Annotated in this window: 22 protein-coding genes; 12 read left to right on the plus strand and 10 right to left on the minus strand. The window is 68.4% G+C overall.

Translation table 11 applies throughout. The features are described 5' to 3' along the window. Nucleotides 1–21: 21 nt before the first annotated feature. A complete protein-coding gene (locus tag ACFO5K_RS15490; RefSeq protein WP_378562325.1) occupies nucleotides 22–588 on the minus strand; it encodes a hypothetical protein in 567 nt (188 codons plus the stop codon). Between the two features lie 29 nt (nucleotides 589–617). After that, nucleotides 618–1,397 (minus strand): isoprenyl transferase, encoded by a 780-nt coding sequence (locus ACFO5K_RS15495; RefSeq protein ID WP_378562327.1) that lies wholly within the window; start codon nucleotides 1,395–1,397, stop codon nucleotides 618–620. A gap of 245 nt (nucleotides 1,398–1,642) precedes the next feature. Between ACFO5K_RS15495 and trhA the strand changes: the two genes are divergently transcribed. Together trhA and ACFO5K_RS15505 are read left to right on the plus strand one after the other, a co-directional pair. Then, nucleotides 1,643–2,317, plus strand: coding sequence for a PAQR family membrane homeostasis protein TrhA (trhA, locus tag ACFO5K_RS15500; RefSeq protein WP_378562329.1), 675 nt, complete (start codon nucleotides 1,643–1,645; stop codon nucleotides 2,315–2,317). A 115-nt stretch (nucleotides 2,318–2,432) separates the two neighbouring features. Next, nucleotides 2,433–3,914 (plus strand): adenylate/guanylate cyclase domain-containing protein, encoded by a 1,482-nt coding sequence (locus tag ACFO5K_RS15505; RefSeq protein WP_378562331.1) that lies wholly within the window; start codon nucleotides 2,433–2,435, stop codon nucleotides 3,912–3,914. Between the two features lie 232 nt (nucleotides 3,915–4,146). Here ACFO5K_RS15505 and ACFO5K_RS15510 read toward each other — a convergent pair whose 3' ends face one another. From ACFO5K_RS15510 to ACFO5K_RS15520, 3 genes are all read right to left on the minus strand, one after another. Then, entirely contained in the window at nucleotides 4,147–6,198 is a 2,052-nt protein-coding gene (locus ACFO5K_RS15510; protein WP_378562333.1) for a thioredoxin domain-containing protein, read from the minus strand. A gap of 156 nt (nucleotides 6,199–6,354) precedes the next feature. Then, nucleotides 6,355–6,696 carry an EthD domain-containing protein gene (locus tag ACFO5K_RS15515; protein WP_378562336.1) on the minus strand — a complete coding sequence of 114 codons (342 nt, stop codon included), beginning with the start codon at nucleotides 6,694–6,696 and terminating at the stop codon, nucleotides 6,355–6,357. Between the two features lie 31 nt (nucleotides 6,697–6,727). Beyond that, nucleotides 6,728–7,663 carry an NADP-dependent oxidoreductase gene (locus ACFO5K_RS15520; protein WP_378562339.1) on the minus strand — a complete coding sequence of 312 codons (936 nt, stop codon included), beginning with the start codon at nucleotides 7,661–7,663 and terminating at the stop codon, nucleotides 6,728–6,730. 204 nt (nucleotides 7,664–7,867) lie between these two features. Between ACFO5K_RS15520 and ACFO5K_RS15525 the strand changes: the two genes are divergently transcribed. After that, nucleotides 7,868–8,341, plus strand: a complete 474-nt coding sequence (locus tag ACFO5K_RS15525) for a MarR family winged helix-turn-helix transcriptional regulator (protein WP_378562342.1) — start codon at nucleotides 7,868–7,870, stop codon at nucleotides 8,339–8,341. Nucleotides 8,342–8,362: 21 nt separating this feature from the next. Here the strand turns inward: ACFO5K_RS15525 and ACFO5K_RS15530 are convergent, their stop codons facing one another. Then, entirely contained in the window at nucleotides 8,363–9,835 is a 1,473-nt protein-coding gene (locus tag ACFO5K_RS15530; RefSeq protein ID WP_378562345.1) for an L-lactate permease, read from the minus strand. 124 nt (nucleotides 9,836–9,959) lie between these two features. On the opposite strand from ACFO5K_RS15530, the gene ACFO5K_RS15535 reads away from it, so the two are divergent. After that, the gene (locus tag ACFO5K_RS15535) at nucleotides 9,960–10,868 is read left to right on the plus strand and encodes a LysR family transcriptional regulator (RefSeq protein WP_378562348.1); all 909 of its coding nucleotides are present in this window, start codon (nucleotides 9,960–9,962) and stop codon (nucleotides 10,866–10,868) included. Between the two features lie 84 nt (nucleotides 10,869–10,952). Here ACFO5K_RS15535 and ACFO5K_RS15540 read toward each other — a convergent pair whose 3' ends face one another. Both ACFO5K_RS15540 and ACFO5K_RS15545 read right to left on the minus strand, forming a co-directional pair. Beyond that, nucleotides 10,953–12,113 carry an oxidoreductase gene (locus ACFO5K_RS15540; RefSeq protein ID WP_378562351.1) on the minus strand — a complete coding sequence of 387 codons (1,161 nt, stop codon included), beginning with the start codon at nucleotides 12,111–12,113 and terminating at the stop codon, nucleotides 10,953–10,955. A gap of 79 nt (nucleotides 12,114–12,192) precedes the next feature. Next, the gene (locus tag ACFO5K_RS15545) at nucleotides 12,193–13,035 is read right to left on the minus strand and encodes a helix-turn-helix domain-containing protein (protein ID WP_378562354.1); all 843 of its coding nucleotides are present in this window, start codon (nucleotides 13,033–13,035) and stop codon (nucleotides 12,193–12,195) included. Nucleotides 13,036–13,134: 99 nt separating this feature from the next. Between ACFO5K_RS15545 and ACFO5K_RS15550 the strand changes: the two genes are divergently transcribed. Continuing rightward, entirely contained in the window at nucleotides 13,135–13,539 is a 405-nt protein-coding gene (locus ACFO5K_RS15550) for a RidA family protein (RefSeq protein WP_378562357.1), read from the plus strand. 94 nt (nucleotides 13,540–13,633) lie between these two features. Here the strand turns inward: ACFO5K_RS15550 and ACFO5K_RS15555 are convergent, their stop codons facing one another. Together ACFO5K_RS15555 and ACFO5K_RS15560 are read right to left on the minus strand one after the other, a co-directional pair. Further along, nucleotides 13,634–14,170, minus strand: a complete 537-nt coding sequence (locus ACFO5K_RS15555; RefSeq protein ID WP_378562360.1) for a Fic/DOC family protein — start codon at nucleotides 14,168–14,170, stop codon at nucleotides 13,634–13,636. A 35-nt stretch (nucleotides 14,171–14,205) separates the two neighbouring features. Further along, nucleotides 14,206–14,517 carry an antitoxin VbhA family protein gene (locus tag ACFO5K_RS15560; protein WP_378562363.1) on the minus strand — a complete coding sequence of 104 codons (312 nt, stop codon included), beginning with the start codon at nucleotides 14,515–14,517 and terminating at the stop codon, nucleotides 14,206–14,208. Nucleotides 14,518–14,670: 153 nt separating this feature from the next. Here ACFO5K_RS15560 and ACFO5K_RS15565 point away from each other — a divergent pair, with 153 nt between their 5' ends. The 7 genes from ACFO5K_RS15565 (at nucleotide 14,671) to ACFO5K_RS15595 (ending at nucleotide 22,309) form a co-directional block, all read left to right on the plus strand. Further along, complete coding sequence (locus ACFO5K_RS15565; protein ID WP_378562366.1) at nucleotides 14,671–15,879, plus strand: transcriptional regulator; 1,209 nt, start codon at nucleotides 14,671–14,673, stop codon at nucleotides 15,877–15,879. An 87-nt stretch (nucleotides 15,880–15,966) separates the two neighbouring features. Beyond that, complete coding sequence (gene adh, locus ACFO5K_RS15570; RefSeq protein WP_378562369.1) at nucleotides 15,967–17,484, plus strand: aldehyde dehydrogenase; 1,518 nt, start codon at nucleotides 15,967–15,969, stop codon at nucleotides 17,482–17,484. After that, nucleotides 17,484–17,879, plus strand: coding sequence for a DUF779 domain-containing protein (locus ACFO5K_RS15575; protein ID WP_378562372.1), 396 nt, complete (start codon nucleotides 17,484–17,486; stop codon nucleotides 17,877–17,879). The genes adh and ACFO5K_RS15575 overlap by 1 nt, the downstream gene beginning before the upstream one ends. 193 nt (nucleotides 17,880–18,072) lie before the next feature. Further along, on the plus strand, nucleotides 18,073–19,500 hold the full coding sequence (eat, locus tag ACFO5K_RS15580; RefSeq protein WP_378562375.1) for an ethanolamine permease: 1,428 nt from the start codon (nucleotides 18,073–18,075) through the stop codon (nucleotides 19,498–19,500). A 100-nt stretch (nucleotides 19,501–19,600) separates the two neighbouring features. After that, nucleotides 19,601–21,013, plus strand: coding sequence for an ethanolamine ammonia-lyase subunit EutB (locus ACFO5K_RS15585; protein WP_378562378.1), 1,413 nt, complete (start codon nucleotides 19,601–19,603; stop codon nucleotides 21,011–21,013). Further along, nucleotides 21,010–21,828 (plus strand): ethanolamine ammonia-lyase subunit EutC, encoded by an 819-nt coding sequence (eutC, locus tag ACFO5K_RS15590; protein ID WP_378562381.1) that lies wholly within the window; start codon nucleotides 21,010–21,012, stop codon nucleotides 21,826–21,828. Before ACFO5K_RS15585 ends, eutC begins: the two co-directional genes overlap by 4 nt. A gap of 82 nt (nucleotides 21,829–21,910) precedes the next feature. Further along, a complete protein-coding gene (locus ACFO5K_RS15595; protein WP_378562384.1) occupies nucleotides 21,911–22,309 on the plus strand; it encodes an NUDIX hydrolase in 399 nt (132 codons plus the stop codon). Nucleotides 22,310–22,320 lie beyond the last annotated feature (11 nt).

Raw genomic sequence — 22,320 nt, forward strand, 5'->3', positions numbered from 1 at the left:
GGCGAATCCGGGGCGACTCTCCTACAAATTCCACGCCGCGTCGAGCCTGGTCGCCACATCGATGTTGCGCACCGCCGCGATCTCGGGCTTGCGGATCTCCTCGGACATATAGCGCGCGACGAACCGGCGGATCTCGTGATCGACACTGGCCAGCACCCGCAGCAACTGCCCACGCTTGGTGGAACTGGCCACATTGACCCGCACATCGCCCGGCCGCGGCTCGGCGATATCGATCACCACCCGCAACGGGTCGGCGGTGCGCGCGGTCAGATGCAGGTGCACGGTGCCGTCGACCCGGAAACGCGAACGGTCCACCGCCAGATCCACGACCAGATCGACATGCAACGGAATCGTCAGCTCGAAGGAGATGAAGGCGTCGATGAAACGCAGAATGCGTGGCTGCCCCAGCTCCACCTGCGCGGTGACCTTCGCCAACCGGCCCGGACCCACCCCGATCGGACCGAAATCGAAAGCCGCGCCGGTGAGTTCACCGAATGCCTCGGCGATACGCTGTTCGGATACGGCGTATTCCAGGAAACGCCTGCCGAATTCCTCGTAGCTGATGTAAGAAGGCTGTTCGGGTTCCACTGGCCGCAGAGTACGCGACCGCTACGACATCACACGCCGAAACGTCGGTGCCGCGCCGCGTAATCCCTTAGCGCGCGTAAGAAGTCGACCCGGCGGAACTCCGGCCAATACGCCTCGGTGAACCAGATCTCCGAATACGCGCTCTGCCACAACAGGAAACCCGAAAGCCGCTGCTCACCAGAGGTTCTGATCACCAGATCAGGATCCGGCTGACCAGAGGTGTACAGATGCTGACCGATCGCGTCGACCGTGATCGACTGCACCAGATCCTCACCCGACTCACCCGCCGCGATCTCCTGACGCACCAGCGAACACACCGCGTCGGTGATCTCCTGACGACCGCCGTACCCCACCGCCACGTTCACATGCACACCATCGCGCCCACTCGTACGCTCCGCCGCCACCCGCAACCGCTTCGCGATCAACTCCGGGAACCCCGCCAGCGAACCGACGATGCGCACACTCCAGTTCTGCTCCGGAGCCGACAACTCCTCGACGACATCGGTGATGACCTCGAACAAGGTCTCCAGCTCGTCCGCATCGCGACGCAGATTCTCCGTCGACAGCAGATAGACGGTGACCATCTCGATACCCTCGGCAGCACACCAACCGACGAGCTCGGCGATCTTGAGCGCCCCCACCCGATGACCGTGGCTGACATCGGTGAAACCGTTCTCCCGCGCCCACCGGCGATTGCCGTCGCACATCACAGCGACGTGGCGAGGGTGCTGCTTGTCTGCCAGCTGCTTGGACAGCCTGGCTTCGTAGATGCGGTACGGCAATCCACGCACCCGACCGAGAAACTCCACGCCCGCACACTACGCCTGGACCGCCTCCCCGCGCCTTCAGGCCAGGCTCAGGCGCGGGGGGACTGAGGAGGCGGCAAGCTTTGGGGTGGTGGTGGGGCCGGCCCATCCCTGGTGGGGTGCCTACGGGTGCGCGTGGTCGGTGGGTGGGTGTGTGGCGGGGGGCACGGTTAGCGTGGTGGGAGGTGGTTTTGACGTATTCTGAGCGGTAACTTACGGTTCCGTAGGTTCTTGTTCCTGGAGGTCTTGTGGAGGTTGTATCCGGCGAGGTCGGCGAAGTTGGCGCGTTGCTGAAGCCGCGGTATCGGGGGTGGATTCACACCTGGGCCACCGGGGTCGCTGCGGTGGCCGTGGTGGTGCTCGTGGTGTTCGGGTTCCTGCAGTCGGCGACTGCAGGGTGGGCCACCGTGATCTACGGGGTGACGGTGTGTGCGCTGTTCGGGGTCAGTGCGGTGTATCACCGGGTGACCTGGGCCAGTGTGCGCACTCGGGTGCGGATGAAACGGGCCGATCACTCGATGATCTTCCTGTTCATCGCGGGCAGTTACACACCGTTCGCGTTGCTCGGGCTGCCGGGGCCGACCGGGCGGACGCTGCTCGCCGTGGTGTGGGCGGGGGCGATCGCCGGGGTGGCGTTGAAGCTGTTGTGGCCCACGGCGCCCGCGTGGGTGGGGGTGCCGCTGTATCTGCTGCTGGGGTGGGCGATCGTGCCGGTGGTCGGGACACTGCTGCACAACGTGGGGGTGGCGCCGCTGGTGCTGCTCGCCGTAGGCGGGGTGATCTACAGCGTGGGGGCGATCCTGTACGCCACGAAATGGCCGAATCCGTGGTCGGACTTCGGGCATCACGAGTTCTTCCACGCGGCGACGGTGGTCGCGGCCCTGTGCCACTACATTGCGATCTGGCTGGTCGTACTCGGCTGAACGGCCCACGTCCGCGGCGAAACCCGTCGCGCCTTCTATGCTCGACAGTTGTGTCACCCGTCAGCACCGCTCGCGATGTCCGGGCCCCACGGGGTGCCGCGACCGGGCATGCGCGATGAACCGCCTGGTGCGCTGGGCGTTGCGCTCCCACTGGGGACTCGCGCTGGTGGTGATCACGGCCAACATGGTCGGCGTCACCGCCATCTTCCTGGTGTCCTGGGCCGGCGGGGTGTTCACCCGGGTGGGCTCGAACTGGCAGGACGCGGCGCGACTGATCGTGATCTACCCGGCGGTCGCCTTCGCCGTGGGCATCGGCCTGGCCCTCTACGACCGGCGCAAACACCTGCGCTGGCTCGACGAAGGCCGAAAACCCACGCCGCAGGAAGCGCGGCTGCTGATCCGGTTACCCGCCGCGATCACCGTGCGCGCCATCGTGCTGTGGTCCCCCGGCATCGCGCTGACCGTGTGGATGGTGGACCGGTACACCGAATACCACAACCTCACCGTGCTGATCGCCGGCTTCGCGCTCGGCGCCCTCGAATCCGCGGGCGCGATCTACCTGATCCTGGACCGCCTGATCCGGCCCGCCGTCCCCATCATCGCCGCTGTACTCGGGCCCACTGTGCACCGCAGCGCCACCGTGCTGGTGCGCGTGCTCGTCACCTGGGCGGTGTCGAGCGCACTGCCCGGACTGATCATCATCGTCGTGCTCAGCGACCGCACCACGCCGGCTTCGGACCGGGTGCGCGCGGCCTGGATGTTCTCGATCGTGGCACTGCTGGTCGGGGCCCTGGCCACCGGCCTGCTCGCCCGCTCGGTCGCCACGCCCATGCGGGCGATGTACCGCGCCCTGGACCGGATCACCCGCGGCGAACTCGACGTGCGGGTACCGGTGGGTAGCGCCAGCGAGATCGGGCGGCTCGAGCATTCGGTCAACGAACTGGCCGCCACCCTGCGTGAACAGGCCCGCACCCAGGACGTGTTCGGCAAACACGTGGGCTCCACGGTCGCCGAACGCGCGCTGTCGAGCACCTCCGGGCTCACCGGCGACGTGCGGATCGTCTCGGCGCTGTTCGTCGATGTCACGGGTTCGGTACAGCTGGCGGCGGAAATGGCACCCGACGAATTCGTGCACAAACTCAACAGGCTGCTCGCCACCGTGGTCGCGGCCACCGAAGCCAACGGCGGCCTGGTGAACAAATTCGCCGGTGACGCCGCCCTGTGCATCTTCGGCGCGCCATCTCTCCTGCGCGACGACGCCACCCACGCGCTGCGCGCCGCCCGCCGCATCCGCGACGAAGTGCTCGCCGCCGGTGAACTCGACGTGGGCGTCGGGCTGGCTCGCGGCCAGGTCTTCGCCGGTGACGTCGGCGCCGACACCCGCCTCGAATTCACCGTGATCGGTGCGGCGGTCAACGAGGCGGCCCGGCTCACCACCGTGGCCAAGCAGACGCCGCGGCGGGTGCTGGTGAGCGACGCGCTGCTGCAGGCCGCCGCCGAGCCGGAACGGGCGCGATGGAAGCGCTACAAGGACGTCCGGCTCCGCGGGATCCCCGGCCGCACCCGCACCTGGACCGATATCCCGGCCGACAAGTGAGCCTGCGAGAGCACGACCGGGTCGGTGACAGCGGATTCAGTCGCGTAAAGCCGCGGTCAGCTCGGCCGGGTCGGTGACAGCGAATTCAGTCGCGCAGAGCCGCGGTCAACTCAACCGGGTCGGTGACAGCGAATTCAGTCGCGCAGAGCCGCGGTCAGCTCGGCCGGGTCGGTGACAGCGAATTCAGTCGCGTAAAGCCGCGGTCAGCTCAACCGGGTCGGTGACAGCGGATTCAGTCGCGCAGAGCCGCGGTCAGCTCGGCCGGGTCGGTGACCGGGAGGTCGCAGACGGTGCCGCGGCAGACATACGCCGCCGGTAGTCCGCCCACGAGCGGGCGGTCGGCGAGCAGCGGCGCCGAGTCCGGCGGCGCGGCCAGCACGATCGAACCGCCGGGGGCCGTGGAGCGCGCCACCGCGATGAGTTCCATGGCGGCCGAGGACTTCTCGGTGGCGGCGATCGCCACCTGGAATGGTCCGCGGACGGCGGCCTCGGCGACGGCGAGCCAGTGACCGGCGCTGCGCGGTGCGCGATCGAGCAGGATCGCGCCACGGGCCAGGGTGTGGTCGGCCAGTTCGCGGTAACGCACCGCGCGCTCGGGTTCGGCGACGGCGGCAGCGGTGAGCAGGGCCTCGGCCAGGGCCGACGCGCCCGCCGGGGTGGCGCCGTCGACGGGGTCGCGGGGCCGGGCGACCAGGGTTTCGGCGTCGTCGGCGGTGTCGAACCAGTTGCCCGGACGCTCGGGATCGGCGAAGTGGTCGATGGCCGAATCGAGCAACACCTGGGCCGCGCCGAGCCAATCCGGTTCGCCGGTGGCCTGGTAGAGGGCGAGCAGGCCGGTGGTGCACCAGGCGTAGTCCTCGAGCACCCCGGGCGGGGTGCCCGCGACACCGTCGAGGGAAGCGCGGCGCAGGCGACCGTCCACGAGATGGACCTCGAGCAGGAACCGCGCGCACCGGACCGCGGCCGCGATCCACGACGGTTCCTCCAGTGCCGCACCGCCTTCGGCGAGCGCGGTGATCGCCATCCCGTTCCAGGCGGTGACCACCTTGTCGTCGCGGGCCGGTTGCGGGCGCTGCGCGCGGGCATCGAACAGCTGGGCGCGCAAGCGATCGAAGCGAGCGGCCTGCTCCACATCCACCGGATCGCTGTGCCGGGTGAGCACGGAAGTGCCCTGTTCGAAGTTGCCCGCCGTGGTCACGCCGAAAGCGTCCGCGGCCCACATGCCGTCGAGCGGACCGAGCTGACCGACCAGTTCGGCGGGCGTCCACACATAGGTGGCGCCCTCGACACCCGGACCGCCGGGTGTGACATGGGTGTCGGCGTCGAGCCCGGAAGCGAAACCACCGGACTCGGTGCCCAGGTCGGCGAGCAGAAATTCGACTGTCTCGCGAGCGACCCTGTGCGGCAACGACTCCAGCGGGGTCGCCGGTGCGCGACGGGCCAGGTGGGCGTAGGCGCGCAGCAACAGGGCGTTGTCGTAGAGCATCTTCTCGAAATGCGGGACGAGCCAGTTCGCGTCGACGGCGTAGCGGGCGAAACCGCCACGCAACTGGTCGTAGATACCGCCGCGGGCCATCGCCTCGGCGGTGCGCTCGACCAGGTCGAACGTGGCCTGGTTGCCGGTGCGTTCCCAGTGCCGCAACAGCCCTTCCAGCAGCGCCGACGGCGGGAACTTCGGTGCCCCGCCGAAACCGCCGTGCTCGCGGTCCTCATCGTCGGCGATTGCGCGCACCGCCTTGTCGAGCAGCTCCGGGCCGACAGCTGTTTCGGCATCCGGCAGCCCAACGGCCTGCGCGCGCAACGCCTCACCGACCTGACCGGCCGCCTGGTCCACTTCCGCGCGCCGGTTGCGCCAGGTCTCGTTGATCGCGGTGAGCAACTGGGTGAACGAGGGCATTCCGCCGTGCGGTTGCTTCGGGTAATAGGTGCCGCAGTAGAACGGGGCGCCGTCGGGAGTGAGGAAGCAGGTCATCGGCCAACCACCCTGCCCGGTCATCGCCACGGTGGCGTTCATGTACACCGCGTCCAGATCGGGGCGTTCCTCGCGGTCGACCTTCACACACACGAAATCGGCGTTCATCTGCTCGGCGGTCGCCACGTCCTCGAACGACTCGTGCGCCATCACATGACACCAGTGACACGACGCGTACCCGATCGATAGCAGAATCGGCACATCCCGCTCGGCCGCCTCGGCCAGCGCATCGGCATCCCACTCCCGCCAGTGCACTGGGTTCTCGGCATGTTGACGCAGATAGGGCGAGGTCGCAGCGGCCAATCGGTTCACGCTTCCACCCTGCCACACCCACCGCTTCCCGCGAGTGCACGCGGGGCCGCGTCGATCGGCATGCCGTCGAGCTCCGCCCGCGCGTTGATCGTCACTGTTTTCACCGGCTACCCGCTTGGGGTAGCCGGTGGTCACAGCATTCGCGGACGTCGCTGCTCAGAAGATCGGATGCTCGGTGGTGTAGAGGAAGCGGGTCCGGGAACGGTCGAGGAACTTCTCCTCGTCGGCGGCGATGGTGGTGGTGTAGGGCTCGGAGCTGAACCAATGGGCGGCGTCGGCGATGTCGTCGACCCACAGTTCGGCGACACCGTCGTAGGCGAGGGTGTCGATGCCGGGGATCGAGTCGTCGGTGGGCAGGAGCTGAACGTAGCGCCGGACCGGGACCTCCCCGCCGGGCAGGCCGGCGACCATCGGGGTGTGCTGCTGCGTCCAGTAGTCCACGAATTCCTCGTGGGTGAGGTCTGCACGGCGGGTCAGGAAGACACTGAGCTTGATCATCGAGAACTCCTCGATTGAAGGGTCGGGCAGGTCAGGAAGCGAGCAGGACGGTCTTGCCGGGCAGTCGCCCGGCGCCGGCGTCGGCATGCACGGCGGCCAGGTCGGCCACCGGGCGGTGCGCGGCGACATGGACGCGGAGCTTGCCGGCATCCACCTTCGCGACCAGTTCGGTGAGCTGGGCTCCGTCGCTGCGGACCCACAAGCTTTCGCTGCGCACCCCCCGAGCGGGGTCTTCGGGAATAGGACCGGCCGTGCTGGCAGCGACCCCGCCGTCAGCGACGTAGTTCGTGAGCTGCGCGAGCTCCGCCGGGGAGACGCGCACATGGTTCACCACCACCTGGAAGGGACCGCCGACAGCGGCCGGGCCCGCGGCGAGGTCGAGGGGGCCGACCACCCGGTCCGCGCCGTAACTCCGCAGGCGGTCGGCGTGTTCCGGCGCGTCCACCGCGGTCACCTGCGCCCCCGCGTCGACGGCGAGTTGCACCACGAGACTGCCCACGGCACCCCCGGCACCGTTGACCAGGACGGTTCGACCGGGCTTCAGCTCGGCGAGCTCGAACACCGTCTGCCAGGCCGCCAGGCCGGTCAGGGGCAGCGCCGCCGCGTCGACCAGCTCGGTGGTCCGGGGTGCCGGGGCCAAGGACTCGGCCGAGGCGAGCACGTACTCGGCGGCACCGCCGGCCGAGCCGAGGGGCAGCATCGCCACGACCGGGTCGCCGACCGCCAGGCCGGTGACGTCCGCGCCGAGTTCGGCGACGGTGCCCGCCAAGTCGAGGCCCGGCACGTACGGGAGCGTCATCGGGATCATCTCGGCCAGGACACCGGCGCGGATGTGGTCGTCGACCGGGTTGAACGACGTCGCCGCCACCCGTACCAGCACCTGGCCCGCGCCGGGGGCCGGACGGTCGATGTCTTCGTAGCGCAGCACACCGCTGCTGCCGAACTCGTGGAAACGCATTGCCTTCATGGCACTTTCCTCCAGGGATGTATCGATGTCGTCGCCGACGGATCCGGCGATCGGTCAGGAAGGTGATGCGCGTCGAGACATTCGGAGTCAGCACATTCACTTGCCTGAGCAAGTAATTTCACTTGCCTTGGCAAGTCATAAAGTAGCACTCATTCAGTTGCCCAGGCAAGTAATGCCAGTTTCCTGGGCAAGTATGATGGGCGCATGGATACTCAGTCGCCCTGGCTCGACGACGACCAACAGGACCTGTGGCAGGCGCTGCTCACAGTCGTCATCGCGCTCCCGGCGGCCCTCGACCGGCAACTACAGCGAGACGCGGGCATCTCCAACTTCGAGTACGGCGTCCTGGCCCAGCTGTCCATGGCCGACGAGGCCACGATGCGACTCAGCGACCTGGCCCGGGTCTGCGACAGCACCCAGCCCCGCCTGTCGAAGGTGATGGACCGCTTTGAATCCCGCGACTGGGTCGCTCGCCGACCCGATCCCGGCGACGGCCGATACACCCTCGCCACCCTGACCGACACCGGCAGGCAGAAGCTCGTCGAAAGCGCGCCCGAACACGTCGCCCAGGTGAAGCGCCTCGTGTTCGATCCGCTCAGCGCCGCCCAGCGCCGTCACCTCGAGGCCGCACTCACCCGCATCGCCGCCACCGTGCGCGCGGAACTCGAAGGAGGCTGAGCATCACTGCCGACGGCGGATTCACACCGCCACGGTGATCGCCGCACCGGCGAACATCACCGCGAGCACCACGCCGAGGACCTTGAAGCCGAAGCGGAGCAGGGTGGTTTCTTCCTGGCGGGTGCCCGAACCGGCGACGGCGAGGACCAGCAGGGTTTCGGGGACCGACGCGAACAGGGCGTGTCCGGCGCCGCTGTTCTGGAGCGCGACGGCTTGGGCGCCCGCATCGAATTCGGCACCGATGCCGTGCTGGGCCAGCACCATCAGCGCGTTGGCGCCGGTATTGGAGCCGACCAGGTAACCGGTCAGCACCGCCAGCAGGGGCACGAACACGATGAAACCGGTGACGCCTGCCCGGCCGACGAGTTCGGCCAGTTCGCCGACGGCTCCCGAATGGTTCATCAGCTGGGCGGTGGCGGCGAACCCGAACAGTGCGACGAGGGGCTGCCAACTGCCAAGGGCGGTGCCGGCGACGCTCGACCGGTCCAGCACCGCCGACCCGGCGACGAGCGCGACCACCAGCAGCGCCAGACCCGGTGACAGCAGTGGCTCGAACGACACCCGGTCCACGTGCACCGCCACCAGCGAACCCCAACCGGTGACCGCGTCGACGGCCCGCACCACCAGGATGCTGACGACGACCGCGATGAACGGTCCCAGCGCGCGCCACGGCACAGCGCGGCCGCCGACATCGTGGTCGGCGGGCGCGCCGACGGTCACCATCGAGCGGCGGCCCACGAGCACGAGGTAACCGGTGACTCCCGTGACGACACCCGCGGTCACACCCGCCAACGGCACCAGGGCGATGGCGTTCATACCGAGCAGCGTGGTGGAGAACAGCAGTCCGAGACCCGCGCCGATCGTGGTGACACGGCGGCGTTCCGCGGGCGCGGCGACGACACACGCCACGAGCACGGCGAAGATCGGGAAGATGGCGAAGCTGTAGAGCGCCGACCGCACACCGACTTCGGCGACCGGTAGGCCGCTGAGATCGGCGGCGACCGTGGTGGCCAATCCCGCTGTGCCCCAAGGCATGATCGTCAGGCTCAGCAGCGACGCCGTGAGCGCCTTGGCGCGGGGCAGGAGTTGCAGCAGCACGGGCACGGTGACCAGCAACGACACCCCGAACCCGGTGATCGATTCGAGTGCGGGTGCGAACCCGGTGGTGAGGATCAGCGCGGCGGTGCCCGCACTGACCGGCCACCCTTCGATCCAGCCGACGATCTCGGCGTGGGCACCGGTGCGCTTCATGATCTCGTTGAGCAGCAACCCGGGCACAATGACCAAACCGGCGTCGGCGGTGAGCAACACGGCCGCACCGAACGAACCGGGCACCGCCTCGACGAGCACCCGCGTGCCGAGCAGACCCACCAGCAGCAGCGTGACCGCGCCCATCCCCGCCACCGCCACCTGCCAGGCGGCGCGACGCAATACCAACACCCCGACCACCACGACGAGCGCCGGGGCGGCGACGATCCACAATTGTGCGGTCATGCGCGGGCGTCCCCCTCTTGTTCCGATCCATGCCGGGCGCGGTCCCGCCTCGACAGCCATGACGCTAGGGAGCACCACTCGGACCGTCCAATGCCGGTTTACGCGGTGCGTATGCTTCGCAAGCATGGGTCTCGAATTGCGGCATCTGGAGGTGCTCGTCGCCATCGCGGAAGAGGGCAGTGTGTCGCGTGCGGCGGCCCGGCTCCACACCGGACAGCCCGCGGTCTCCCGAACACTCGCCCAACTCGAGCGCGCCCTGGACCGGCCGCTGTTCGACCGCACTCCCACCGGCTGCACGCTCACCGAGCACGGTCGGCTGCACCTCACCCGTGCCCGCCGCGCCCTGGCCGCTTTCGAACTAGCGGTGCGACCTTCCGATCAGAAGCCGACGATCACTGTCGGCTATGTCTGGGCGGCGCTCGGCCAGCTCACCAATCAGGTTTTCGAACGGTGGAATTCCGATCCCCGGAAACGGGAACAGCTGATGCTCAAGCGGTTTCAGAGTCGCACCTCAGGTGTCGCCACCGGTCACGCGGACTTGGGAATAGCGCGATATCCGACGCCCGAAGTCCGCCATTCCACCCTGCTGTTCACCGAACGGCGCGTCGCGGCCCTGCGGCGAACGCACCCGCTCGCCGATCGCCCCGAATTGTCACTGCGCGACCTGTCGCAGGAGCGAATCGTGCTCGATGTCCTCTCGGGCACAACGACAATGGACCTGTGGCCACCCCACATGCGCCCCACCCGCCCGCCGATCAACGCGGGCTCGGTCGACGAGTGGAATCATCACGTCTCCCTCGGTGAGGGAACGGGAATCACCGCCGAATCAACCCCCTACATTCACCCCTACCCCGGCATCGTCTACATCCCGATGACACCCGAAACCCCGCGACTGCAGGTGTTCTGCATCTGGGAAGACGATGCCCTCGCACCGGTCGCAGCCCAATTGCGCGACCTGGTGCAACAGATCCGAGCCGAGGACCCGGCCGACCACGCTCGCATCGGCTCAGAGCGCCACGATCTCGAGCATTGATTCCAAGCTCTTGAAGTCGGCGGAGTTCCGGGTGTACAGCGGGAGTTCATTGGCAGAGGCGATCGCGGCGACAGCCTCACACCACTACCCGACAGATGCGGCAGCCGCCGGCTGTCGGTCGGCCCGCCACGTGGCGGCACAATCCAGCGTGGCCATCGGGTGCAGCATCGTGTAGTCGAAGGGGTCGAGCGGTGCGCCGGATTCCACGCGGCGCGGCAGGTCCGGGTTCGCCAGCGCGCCGCGGCCGACGGAGAGCACGTCGGCATGTCCGCCGGTCAGTACATCGGCGGCCTGGTTCAGATCGTGCATGCCGCCATTGGCGATGACGGGGCGCCCGGTCAGTTCGCGAGCCAGCCCGGTGATCGTCGCACCGCTCGGAAAGCGCGCGGTCTCGATGAAATCGCGTCCCTCGCTGGCGATGTGCAGGTAGCTCGCCTCGCGCAGCGCCTCGAACACGATCCGGGCATCGGCCTCGCCCCCTGGCCAGCGGTAGGTGAAGTCGTTGACCTTGGTCTGCGACAGCCGCACTCCGACCGGGAAGTCCCCCACCGCGTCCCGTACCGCTGCCAGCACGCGCGCGGTCAGGCGGATCCGGTTCCGCACCGAACCGCCGTACTCGTCGGTCCGGAGGTTGGTGTAGTCGGTGAGGAACTGATCGAGCAGATAGCCGTTGGCCCCGTGGATCTCGACCCCGTCGAAGCCCGCGTCCCTGGCGTTGACCGCCGCCGCCACGAATCCGGCCACCGCCTGGTCGAGATCGGCGGCGGTCATCTCCCGCGGTGCGCTCCACGCCCCGCCGGCACCGCCGTAGTCGACCATCATCTGCCCGCGCGGCGCCACCGCCGACGGTCCGACGGTCTCGAACCCGAACGAATTGCCCTGCGAGATCGCGCCGGCGTGCATCAGCTGCGCCACGATGGCCGCCCCGGCCTCGTGCACGGAGTCGGTCACCGCTCGCCATCCGCTGAGCTGCTCGGGGGTGACCAGGCCCGGCTGGTTGAAGTAGCCCTGGCTGTGGGTGGCGTCGGTGTAGATGCCCTCGGTCACGATCAAGCCGAATCCGCCCGCGGCGTATTCGCGGTAGTACTCGGCCATCTGGGTGGTGGGCACGCCGTCCGGCGTCGCCGAGACACGGGTCATGGGCGCGACGGCGAACCGGTTGCGCAGCGGAAGCGGGCCGAGGCCGACGGGCTTCAGCGCGGGGTGGGCCGGTCCGGTCTTGCCGGTCGTCATTGATGCGTTCACGACGATCAGCCTCGCCGACCGCGCGAACCGGCACCAGCACCTGGTCTACCGCTGACCAGCGAGCCGGGGTCTGGCGGACCTACCCCTGATCTGAGGTGAGCAGCGCGCGCAGGCCCCGCTCGGTCGCGCTGCCGGGTTGCGCGGTGTAACTCACCAGGGCCCGCACCCCGGGATCGGCGACCAGGGACATGAACTCGTAGTCGACCTCGATCGCGCCGAGCCGCGGATGCCGGAAGTGGTAGGTGCCGTAGGCGACCTCGGTGACATCGTGACTGGTCCACAACTGCTCGAATTGCGGACTGGCGAAACGCATGTGCCCGATCACTTCGCGCAGGGCGCGATCGTCGGGGCGGTGGCTGTTGCGTAATCGCAGATCCGAGGCCACCTGCCGGGCGATCACCGGCTGATCGTCGGCGAACAGTGTCCGGATACGCGGATCCAGGAACAGCAGATACGCCCAATTGCGCTGGGCCGGCGGCAAGGCCGCGAAGTCGATGCCGAACAGCAGTTCGGCGCCTCGGTTCCAGCCGAGGATATCGGTGTGATGACCCACCACATAGGCCGGAACGTGTTCCATGGCGTCGAGCAACGTGCGCAGCGCGGGCCGCAGCACCGGCCGATCCCCACCGGTTTCCGGCAACCGGGGCGGCCTGGCCAGGTTGAACAGGTGGGTGCGTTCCTCGGGGCTGAGCCGCAGGGCACCGGCCACGGCATCGAGGACAGCGGGTGAGACGTTGTCCAACCGCCCCTGCTCCAGCCGGGCGTAATAGTCGGCACTGACACCCGCGAGCTGGGCGAGTTCCTCGCGCCGCAGTCCCGGAACCCGGCGGCGGGTACCGAAGAAGGGCACGCCCACGTCCTCCGGACGCAGACGTGCACGGCGGGAGACGAGGAATTCCCCGATGTGCTGAGTGCTGTCCACGATTACCGAATCTTAGGGTGGGTCTGCCAGACCTGGGTTCGGCGGCCAGCGGTTCAGCGGGCGCTGGTGCCGATACTCGCCGGCGGTCAGGCTCAGTCCATGAGCAACCGCAACGCCCGTATCGAGCAGATCCACACCAGTCCCGACTGGTACCAGCCGTACCGCATCTCCCAGGCGATCGCCGTCGACGGTCTGATCTACGTGTCCGGCCAAGCCGGTTTCACCGAGGACGGCCGCACCGTCGAAGGCGGTTTCGGCGCGCAGGGCCGCCAAGCGTTCCGCAATGTCGAACGAGTCCTGGCCGCGGCAGGCGCGGGCCTGGGTGACATCGTGAAGGTCGGCATCTTCGTCCGGGACATGGCCGCCAACCTGCCCGAGGTGATCGAACTGCGCGCCGAATTCCTCACCGAGCCCTACCCCGCCGACACCCTGCTGGAAGTGTCCGCGCTCGCCCGGCCCGACTGGCAGATCGAGATCGAGGCCATCGCGCTGGCCCCACGCTGACCGGCTGCCACCGGCCCGGGGCGCTCGCGCTGCTTCGCGATGTCGCGGCCCCACTGTGGCGACGCCGCAAGACGCGCGGGACACGGCACAGCACCTATGTTCGCTGTACCAGCCGATCCAGCAGATCGCGCATCGGTTCGTTGTCGCCCCGCAGCGATGCGATCGACACCTGCACGTTGTCCTCTGGAGAAAGGCCCGACCAGTCGATCACCCAGCCCGCTTCACGAGCGAGTTGATGGAAGAAGGCCCGCTGAGCGCGACCGTTCCCCTCACGAAACGGATGGATCGCGTTGACTTCACCCAGGTAGTGGGTCAGCTTCGCGATGAATTCGACCCTGTCCAACCCTCGCAGATGCCCTTCTGCCGCGAGCGACGCGAACACCTCCGAGGCGTAGCTCGCGATGTGGCGCGGGAGACAGAACGGATCCGATTTGGCGATGCCGACCGTGCGGATTTCCCCGGCCCATGGGTACACGTCAGCGAAGATCTCGCGATGGAACGCACACAGATGTTGCAGGTCGTAGCGGCCGGGCAACGACCTGATGCCCAGGTCGGCCAGCGCCGCCTGGCTCAGGTCGGCCTCCGCTCGACGCAGAGAAGCAGCGTCTGTGATCCCCAGGCGATTACGCAATACCCCTCATTCAGGGTCGAGGTACGGATCCACCGTTACGCTGCGCCATACATACCCCGGATCAGCTCACGCATCCGCATGCTGCTGATCTCGCCGCGCGCCCACTGCCCCATGATCTCCTCGGCAGCTGGGCTCGCCGACTGTCCCTCCGCCCTGACCGAAGCCGCAGCCTGCGCCAAAGACCGCGACCGCTCGGCGGTGAACTCCTCGAACACCTCGACCGGAACCATCACGGCCTCGGTCTTGCGGTGCGATCCGACCCCGACCGGTCGCCGATCACCCTTCCGAAATCGCGCCAACAGACCGGACAACTGCTCCCGCGCCTCACGCACAGATAGGGTCTCCATAGAAAAAGTGTACACAATTGAAGACACAATTGGCTCGATGAACTGCACATCGCGGGTCGCCGATGAGCGGTCCGAGCCGTGAAACTGCTGCTCAGTGGCCGGTGCTGGGGCATGATGGTGGGTGAGATCCTCGTCTAGCAGAAAGTCGGGTCGATGGTGCAACTCACGCTTTCCGCGCAGCGCGCTGCGTTGGAGCGGGAGTGGGCGTTGTGGGTGCCGGGCGGGGCCGAGGGTGCGGGGCTGGGTTCGGGGGTACGGGCCGAGGTGGCGCAGTCGTGGTTGCGATCGTTGCGCACGGTGGATCCGGGGCGCGACCACGCACCGGTCAGCGAGACCGATATCGGGCCGCGGTGGGCGGAGTCGCCGTTGCGGAGGCCGGTCACGGAGCTGAAAGAACAGTTGCACAGCGTCGCCGACGACGCGGGTTACGTCGCCGCGGTGACCGACGCTTCGGGCACGATCCTGTGGACCTACGGCGGGCCGGTGATGCGGCGGCGGGCCGAGCAGGTGAACTTCGCACCGGGTGGGCGGTGGGACGAGGCGCACATGGGGACCAACGCGCTGTCGCTGGCGTTGCGCGACGATCAACCACACACCGTGTTCTCCGCCGAACACCTCGTCGCCGCGCTGCACGGCTGGGTTTGTTACTGCGCGCCGATCCGCGCCGCCGACGGGACGCTGCTCGGCGTGCTCGATCTGTCGACCACCTGGAAACGCTCGCATCCGCTGGCCATGGCGACCGTGCGCACCATGACCAGCGCGATCGAATCGAAGCTGCGGGCCGTATCGCCCGCCCCCACGGGGATGTGGCTCACCTGCCTGGGCGCGGGCCGGTTGCTGCGGGACGGGCAACCGGTGCGGTTGCGGCCTCGCCAACTCGAGATCCTGACCCTGCTGGCCCTCGACGACGACGGCTACAACCACGAACGCCTGCACTACGCCGTCTACGGTGACCGCGCGGTCGGCGCCAGCACCCTCAAATCCGAGATGTCGTATCTGCGCCGCGCCACCGGCGGCGAGATCACCAGCCGCGTGTACCGGTTCACCACTGCCCTGAGCTGCGACGCGGTCGAGGTGCTGCGCGCCCTGGACGCGGGTGACCTCGACACCGCGGTGCGCCTGTATCGCGGCCCGCTGCTGCCGGATTCCGACACCCCGGGAATCAGCGAGTGGCGCGACCATCTCGAGGTCGCCATGCGCAACGCGGTGCTGGCGAGCACCGACGCCGCCCACGCCCTCACCTACGGCGAATCCGCTCCCGACGACATCGCCGTCCACGAACACGCGCTGGCCCTGCTGCCCGGCACCGATCCGCGCCGCGCGGTCGCCGCGGCCCGGCGCCACACCGCGCTCCGGGCCTGATCGGTCCGGCTTCAACGTTTCATCAACCCTCGCGGCGCATAGTGATGGGCGTCACGCTTTACCGGAATCAGCGAGGAGCTACCGCACATGATCTACGCAAAACCGGGCGCCGAGGGCAGCATCGTCAGCTACGCCAAGCGGTACGACAATTTCATCGACGGCAAATGGGTTCCGCCGGTGCAGGGCCGGTACTTCGAGAACACCTCCCCGGTGGACGGGCAGCCGTTCTGCGAGATCGCCCGTTCCAGTGCCGCCGACGTGGAGCTGGCCCTCGATGCCGCGCACCGCGCCGCCCCCGCCTGGGGTGAGACCTCGCCCGCCGAGCGGGCCAACATCCTGAACAAGATCGCCGACCGGATCGAGACCAACCTCGAGTCGCTCGCGGTCGCCGAGACCTGGGACAACGGCAAGCCGGTCCGCGAGACCCTGGCCGCGGACCTGCCGTTGGCGGTCGACCACTTCCGCTATTTCGCGGGCGTGCTGCGCGCGCAGGAAGGTGGCATCAGCGAAATCGACGGCGACACCATCGCCTACCACTTCCACGAGCCGCTCGGCGTTGTCGCGCAGATCATTCCGTGGAACTTCCCGATCCTGATGGCCACCTGGAAGCTGGCGCCCGCGCTCGCCGCCGGTAACGCGGTGGTGCTCAAGCCCGCCGAGCAGACCCCGGCCTCGATCATGAAGGTGGTGGAGCTGGTCGCCGACCTGCTGCCGCCGGGAGTTCTCAACGTGGTCAACGGTTTCGGCGTGGAGGCCGGAAAGCCGTTGGCGTCGAGCCCGCGGGTGGCCAAGGTGGCGTTCACCGGCGAGACCACCACCGGCCGGCTGATCATGCAGTACGCGAGTGAGAACATCATCCCGGTCACCCTGGAGCTCGGTGGCAAGAGCCCCAACATCTTCCTGCCCGATGTGATGGCCGCCGATGACGACTACCTCGACAAGGCCATCGAGGGTTTCGTGATGTTCGCGTTGAACCAGGGCGAGGTGTGCACCTGTCCGTCGCGGGCGCTGATCGCGTCCTCGATCTACGACGAGTTCATGGCTCGCTGCGTCGAACGCACCAAGGCCATCGTCAGCGGTGACCCCCTGGACGAGGCCACCATGATCGGTGCCCAGGCCAGCAACGACCAGTTCGAGAAGATCCTGTCCTACATCGATATCGGGAAGAAGGAAGGCGCCGAGGTACTCACCGGTGGCGCGGTCCGCAGCGTCGACGGGCTGGGCGAGGGCTTCTACATCGAACCGACGATCTTCAAGGGCCGCAACGACATGCGCGTGTTCCAGGAGGAGATCTTCGGCCCGGTCGTCGCGGTGACCACCTTCGATTCCACCGAGGAAGCGTTGTCGATCGCCAACGACACCCTCTACGGTCTGGGCGCCGGCGTGTGGACGCGGGACATGAACACCGCCTACCGGCTCGGGCGCGGCATCAAGGCCGGCCGGGTGTGGACCAACTGCTATCACGCCTACCCCGCGCACGCCGCGTTCGGCGGGTACAAGAAGTCCGGCATCGGGCGCGAGAACCACAAGATGATGCTCGACCACTACCAGCAGACCAAGAACCTGCTGGTCAGCTACTCGCCGAACAAGCTCGGCTTCTTCTGATGGTGCGCCGCGTCGACCTCACCGAACAGGCGGCGACGCTGCTGCGGGAACTGGCCGCCCAGCACGGTCCGGTCATGTTCCACCAGTCCGGCGGCTGCTGTGACGGCAGTTCCCCGATGTGCTACCCACGTGGTGAATTCCGCGTGGGGGCCTCGGATGTGCTGCTGGGGCATCTACCCGGCGACACCCCGTTCTGGATGAGTGCCGACCAGTTCGCGTACTGGAAACACACCCATCTCACTGTCGACGTGGTGCCCGGCCGGGGCAGCGGCTTCTCTTTGGAATCCCCCGAGGGTGTGCGGTTCCTGATCCGTTCCCGGCTGCTCACCGACGAGGAGGTGGCCGAGCTGGAATCCCAGCCGCCACCACCCACCGGCGACACGGTTTCGCAGTGATGTGAAACACCCCTGATCGACCCGTTCGCCCAGGTCGGCGGCATTCGATACGCGCCGCTGACCTGGGCGATCCACGGCCGTAACAGTCGTCGCCCATATTTCAGACCACACCGTTCATTGTGTGCACCGACCCGCAGGCCGCACCCGCGGCCGGCTCGGTCGGCGCTGTGTGCTGCCGATGAGGAGCTTCACCATGAGTACCGACGCCATCCCCGAGACCGGCGCGTCCGCGCCCGCCGACGACTATCTCGCCAAACGCACCCTGCGCGCCGGCTCGGCGGGCTGGGTGCTGCTGGCCGGCCTCGGCGTGAGCTATGTGATCTCCGGCGACTACTCGGGCTGGAACTTCGGGCTCGCCGAAGGTGGGTTCGGCGGACTGCTGATCGCCGCGATCGTCATCGCCGCAATGTATCTGGCCATGGTGCTCGGCATGTCCGAGATGTCGTCGGCCCTGCCGGCGGCGGGCGGCGGCTACACCTTCGCCCGGCGCGCGCTCGGCCCCTGGGGTGGGTTCGCCACCGGTACCGCCGTGCTCATCGAGTACGCGATCGCGCCCGCCGCCATCGCCACCTTCATCGGCGCCTATGTGGAATCGCTGAACCTGTTCGGGATCAGCGACGGGTGGTGGGTGTATCTGGCGGTCTACGCGCTGTTCATCGGCGTGCACCTCGCCGGTGCGGGTGAGGCGCTCAAGGTGATGTTCGTGATCACCGCGATCGCGCTGGTCGGCCTGCTGGTGTTCGCGGTCGCCGCGCTCGGGCGGTTCGACATCGCCAACCTGACCAACATCGCACCCGACCCGGCCGCGACCGGTTCGTCGTCGTGGCTGCCGTTCGGCTATTTCGGTATCTGGGCGGCCGTTCCGTTCGCCATCTGGTTTTTCCTCGCGATCGAAGGCGTGCCGCTGGCCGCCGAGGAAGCGCGCGAACCGGAGAAGAACGTGCCCAAGGGCATCATCGTCGCGATGCTCGTCCTGATGGTCACCGGTGCGGTGGTGCTGTTCCTGGTCACCGGCGCGCTCGGCGCACAGGACGCGTCGGCGTCGGGCAACCCGCTGGTGGCCGCGCTCGGCGACAGCCCGATGGCCAAGGTGGTCAACTACATCGGGCTGGCCGGGCTGGTGGCCAGCTTCTTCTCGATCGTCTACGCGTACTCGCGCCAGACCTTCGCGCTCTCGCGAGCCGGGTACCTGCCGACCAGCTTGTCGGTGACCAACGCGCGCAAGGCGCCGGTCCTGGCGCTGATCGTGCCCGGCGTCATCGGTTTCGGTCTCTCGCTCACCGGCGAGGGCGCGATGCTGCTGAACATGGCCGTGTTCGGCGCGGCACTGAGCTATGTGCTGATGATGGTGAGCCACATCGTGCTGCGGGTCCGCGAACCGGACATGCCGCGTCCCTACCGCACCCCCGGCGGTATCGCCACCACGTCGTTCGCGCTGGTCATCGCCGCGGTCTCGGTGGCGGCGACCTTCGTGGTCGACCCGAAGGCGGCGCTGTTCACCCTCGGCGTGTTCTGCGCCTTCATGGCCTACTTCGGTCTCTACAGTCGCCATCATCTCGTCGCCAGATCTCCCGACGAGGAGTTCGCGGCGCTGGCGAAGGCCGAACAGGAACTCGAGTGACACCCGCCGACCCGAAGCCCGCGCTCGGCCACACAGGCGACCGAGCGACCACAACGCACTCGCGAAAGGAGGACGGCACCGCACCGGTGCCGGCACTCTGATGACGGTGTACCGCAGCACAATCGGCGCTTCCACACACACCTTCGACGGCTTGATCGAGCTGCTGGCCAAGGCCACACCACTGCGCAGCGGTGATCAGCTAGCGGGGTGCGCGGCCGAGACCGACGCCGAACGAGCCGCAGCCCAGTGGGCGCTGGCCGAGGTACCGCTGACGACCTTCCTCACCGAGGTCCTCGTACCGTACGAGACCGACGAGGTGACCCGGCTGATCATCGACAGCCACGACCGGCCCGCGTTCGCGCCGATCGCACACCTCACTGTCGGCGGGCTGCGGGACTGGTTGCTCGCGGTCGCCGCCACCGAGGACGCGGCGGCGACGCTGGCGGCGGTGTCGCCGGGCCTCACCCCGGAGATGGTGGCCGCGGTCAGCAAGATCATGCGCAACCAGGATCTGATCGCGGTCGCGCAGGCGACCGTGGTGACGGCGGGTTTCCGCACCACGATCGGGCTGCCCGGCCGGTTGAGCACGCGCCTGCAACCGAACCACCCCACCGACGATCCGCGCGGGATCGCCGCCGCCACCCTCGACGGGCTGCTGCTCGGCTGCGGTGACGCGGTGATCGGCATCAACCCGGCCACCGATTCGCCCCAGGCCACCGCCGACCTGCTGCATCTGCTCGACGATGTGCGCACCCGCTTCGACATCCCGACCCAGTCGTGCGTGCTCTCCCACGTCACCACCACCATCGGCCTGATCGAAGCCGGTGCGCCGGTGGACCTGGTCTTCCAATCCATCGCCGGCACCGAAGGCGCGAACTCGGGTTTCGGCGTGAACATGTCGCTGCTGCGCGAAGGCAACGAGGCCGGGCGTTCGCTCGGCCGCGGCACCGTCGGTGACAACGTGATGTATCTGGAGACCGGGCAGGGCTCGGCGTTGAGCGCGAACGCGCATCTGGGAGTGGGTGACCGACCGGTCGACCAGCAGACACTCGAGGCCCGCGCCTACGCGGTGGCCAGAGATCTGCGACCGCTGCTGGTGAACACCGTTGTCGGGTTCATCGGGCCCGAGTACCTCTACGACGGCAAGCAGATCATCCGCGCCGGGCTCGAGGACCACTTCTGCGGCAAACTGCTCGGCCTGCCGATGGGCGTCGATGTCTGCTACACCAACCACGCCGAAGCCGACTCCGACGACATGGACACCCTGCTCACGCTGCTGGGCGCGGCGGGCTGCGCGTTCGTCATCACGGTGCCCGGCGCCGACGACGTGATGCTCGGCTACCAGAGCCTGAGTTTCCACGACGCCCTCTACGCCCGGCGAGTGCTGAACCTGCGTCCAGCACCGGAATTCGAGGCATGGTTGTCGGGGCTGGGCATGCTCGACGCGAAAGGCCGGGTGCGCCAGGTGGAACCGCTGACCTCACCCCTGCGCGCCCTGGCGGGCACCCGATGAGCACACCAGCCGAGCGCGGCGTCGCCACGCCCATATCCGAATCCGGGTCGCCGTCCGACCGGGAGTTCTGGCGGATTCTGCGGGCCCGCACCCAGGCCCGGATCGGGCTCGGCCGCACCGGCGATGCCCTGTCCACCACCGATGTCCTCGCCCTGCGCGCCGCGCATGCCGCCGCCCGCGACGCGGTGCACGTACCGCTGGACGTCGAATCCTTGGCCGGGCAGATCACGCAAGTGGGTCTGGGTGAGCCGGTGGTGGTGACCAGCCGGGCCGGCGACCGCTCGCAATACCTGCGCCGGCCCGACCTCGGCCGGCTACCCGCCGACCTGTCCGGGATCGCGCACACCGGCGCCGACATCGGCTTCGTCCTCGCCGACGGCCTGTCACCACGCGCGCTCGCCGATCACGGCGCCGGGCTGCTCGCCGCACTCGCTGCGAGGCTGGGCGACCACACCCTGGCGCCGCCGGTCATCGCGACCGAAGCGCGCGTGGCGCTGGGCGATCACCTCGCCGCGGCGATGGGTGTGCGCACGGTGCTGGTGATCATCGGTGAGCGCCCCGGCTTGTCGGTGGCCGACAGTCTCGGGGTCTACCTGACCCATGCCCCACGGCCCGGCCGTGCCGACGCCGAACGCAACTGCGTCTCCAACATCCACCCGCCCGACGGCCTGGCCTATGCCGATGCCGCCCGCGTGGTCGCCGGCCTGGTCACGGGTGCGCGTGCGCTCGGCCGCTCCGGTGTCGACCTCAAGGACACCTCACGCACCACTGCGCTGAGCTCCGGTGGGCCTCCCGTGACCGGCGCCGAGCAGTGATTGCCCCGGAGCCGACTCGGACACAGCGCTCGCCACGCGCCTTCGAGATGAACCGGAACCGATCGGTCCATAGAGTGAACCCATGATCCGCACCGCCGCCCTCGCCCATGTCCGCGACCGCAGGCTGATTCAGACGCGCCCGGAGGGCAAGGACGTCTTCTACATGGCGGGCGGCAAGATCGACCCGGGTGAGACCCCTTTACAAGCTTTGCACCGTGAGATCGAGGAGGAACTCGGCGTCGGGCTGGCAGGGGTGGCCGAACTCGGGATCTTCGAGGCCGAGGCCTTCGGCCACGGTAAGGACACCCCGCTGCACATGACCTGTTTCCTGGCCGATCTGACCGGCGAACCCTACGCGACCGGCGAAATCGCCGAATTCCGCTACTTCACGGTGAGCGAGTACGCCGCGATGGACCTGGTGGCGCCGGGCTCCATGCTGGTGTTCCAGCAGCTGCACCGGATGGACCTCATCGATTGGTGATCGGCACGGCA

Origin of the sequence: Nocardia halotolerans (genome assembly GCF_042650145.1) — a bacterium.
GTDB lineage: Bacteria > Actinomycetota > Actinomycetes > Mycobacteriales > Mycobacteriaceae > Nocardia > Nocardia halotolerans.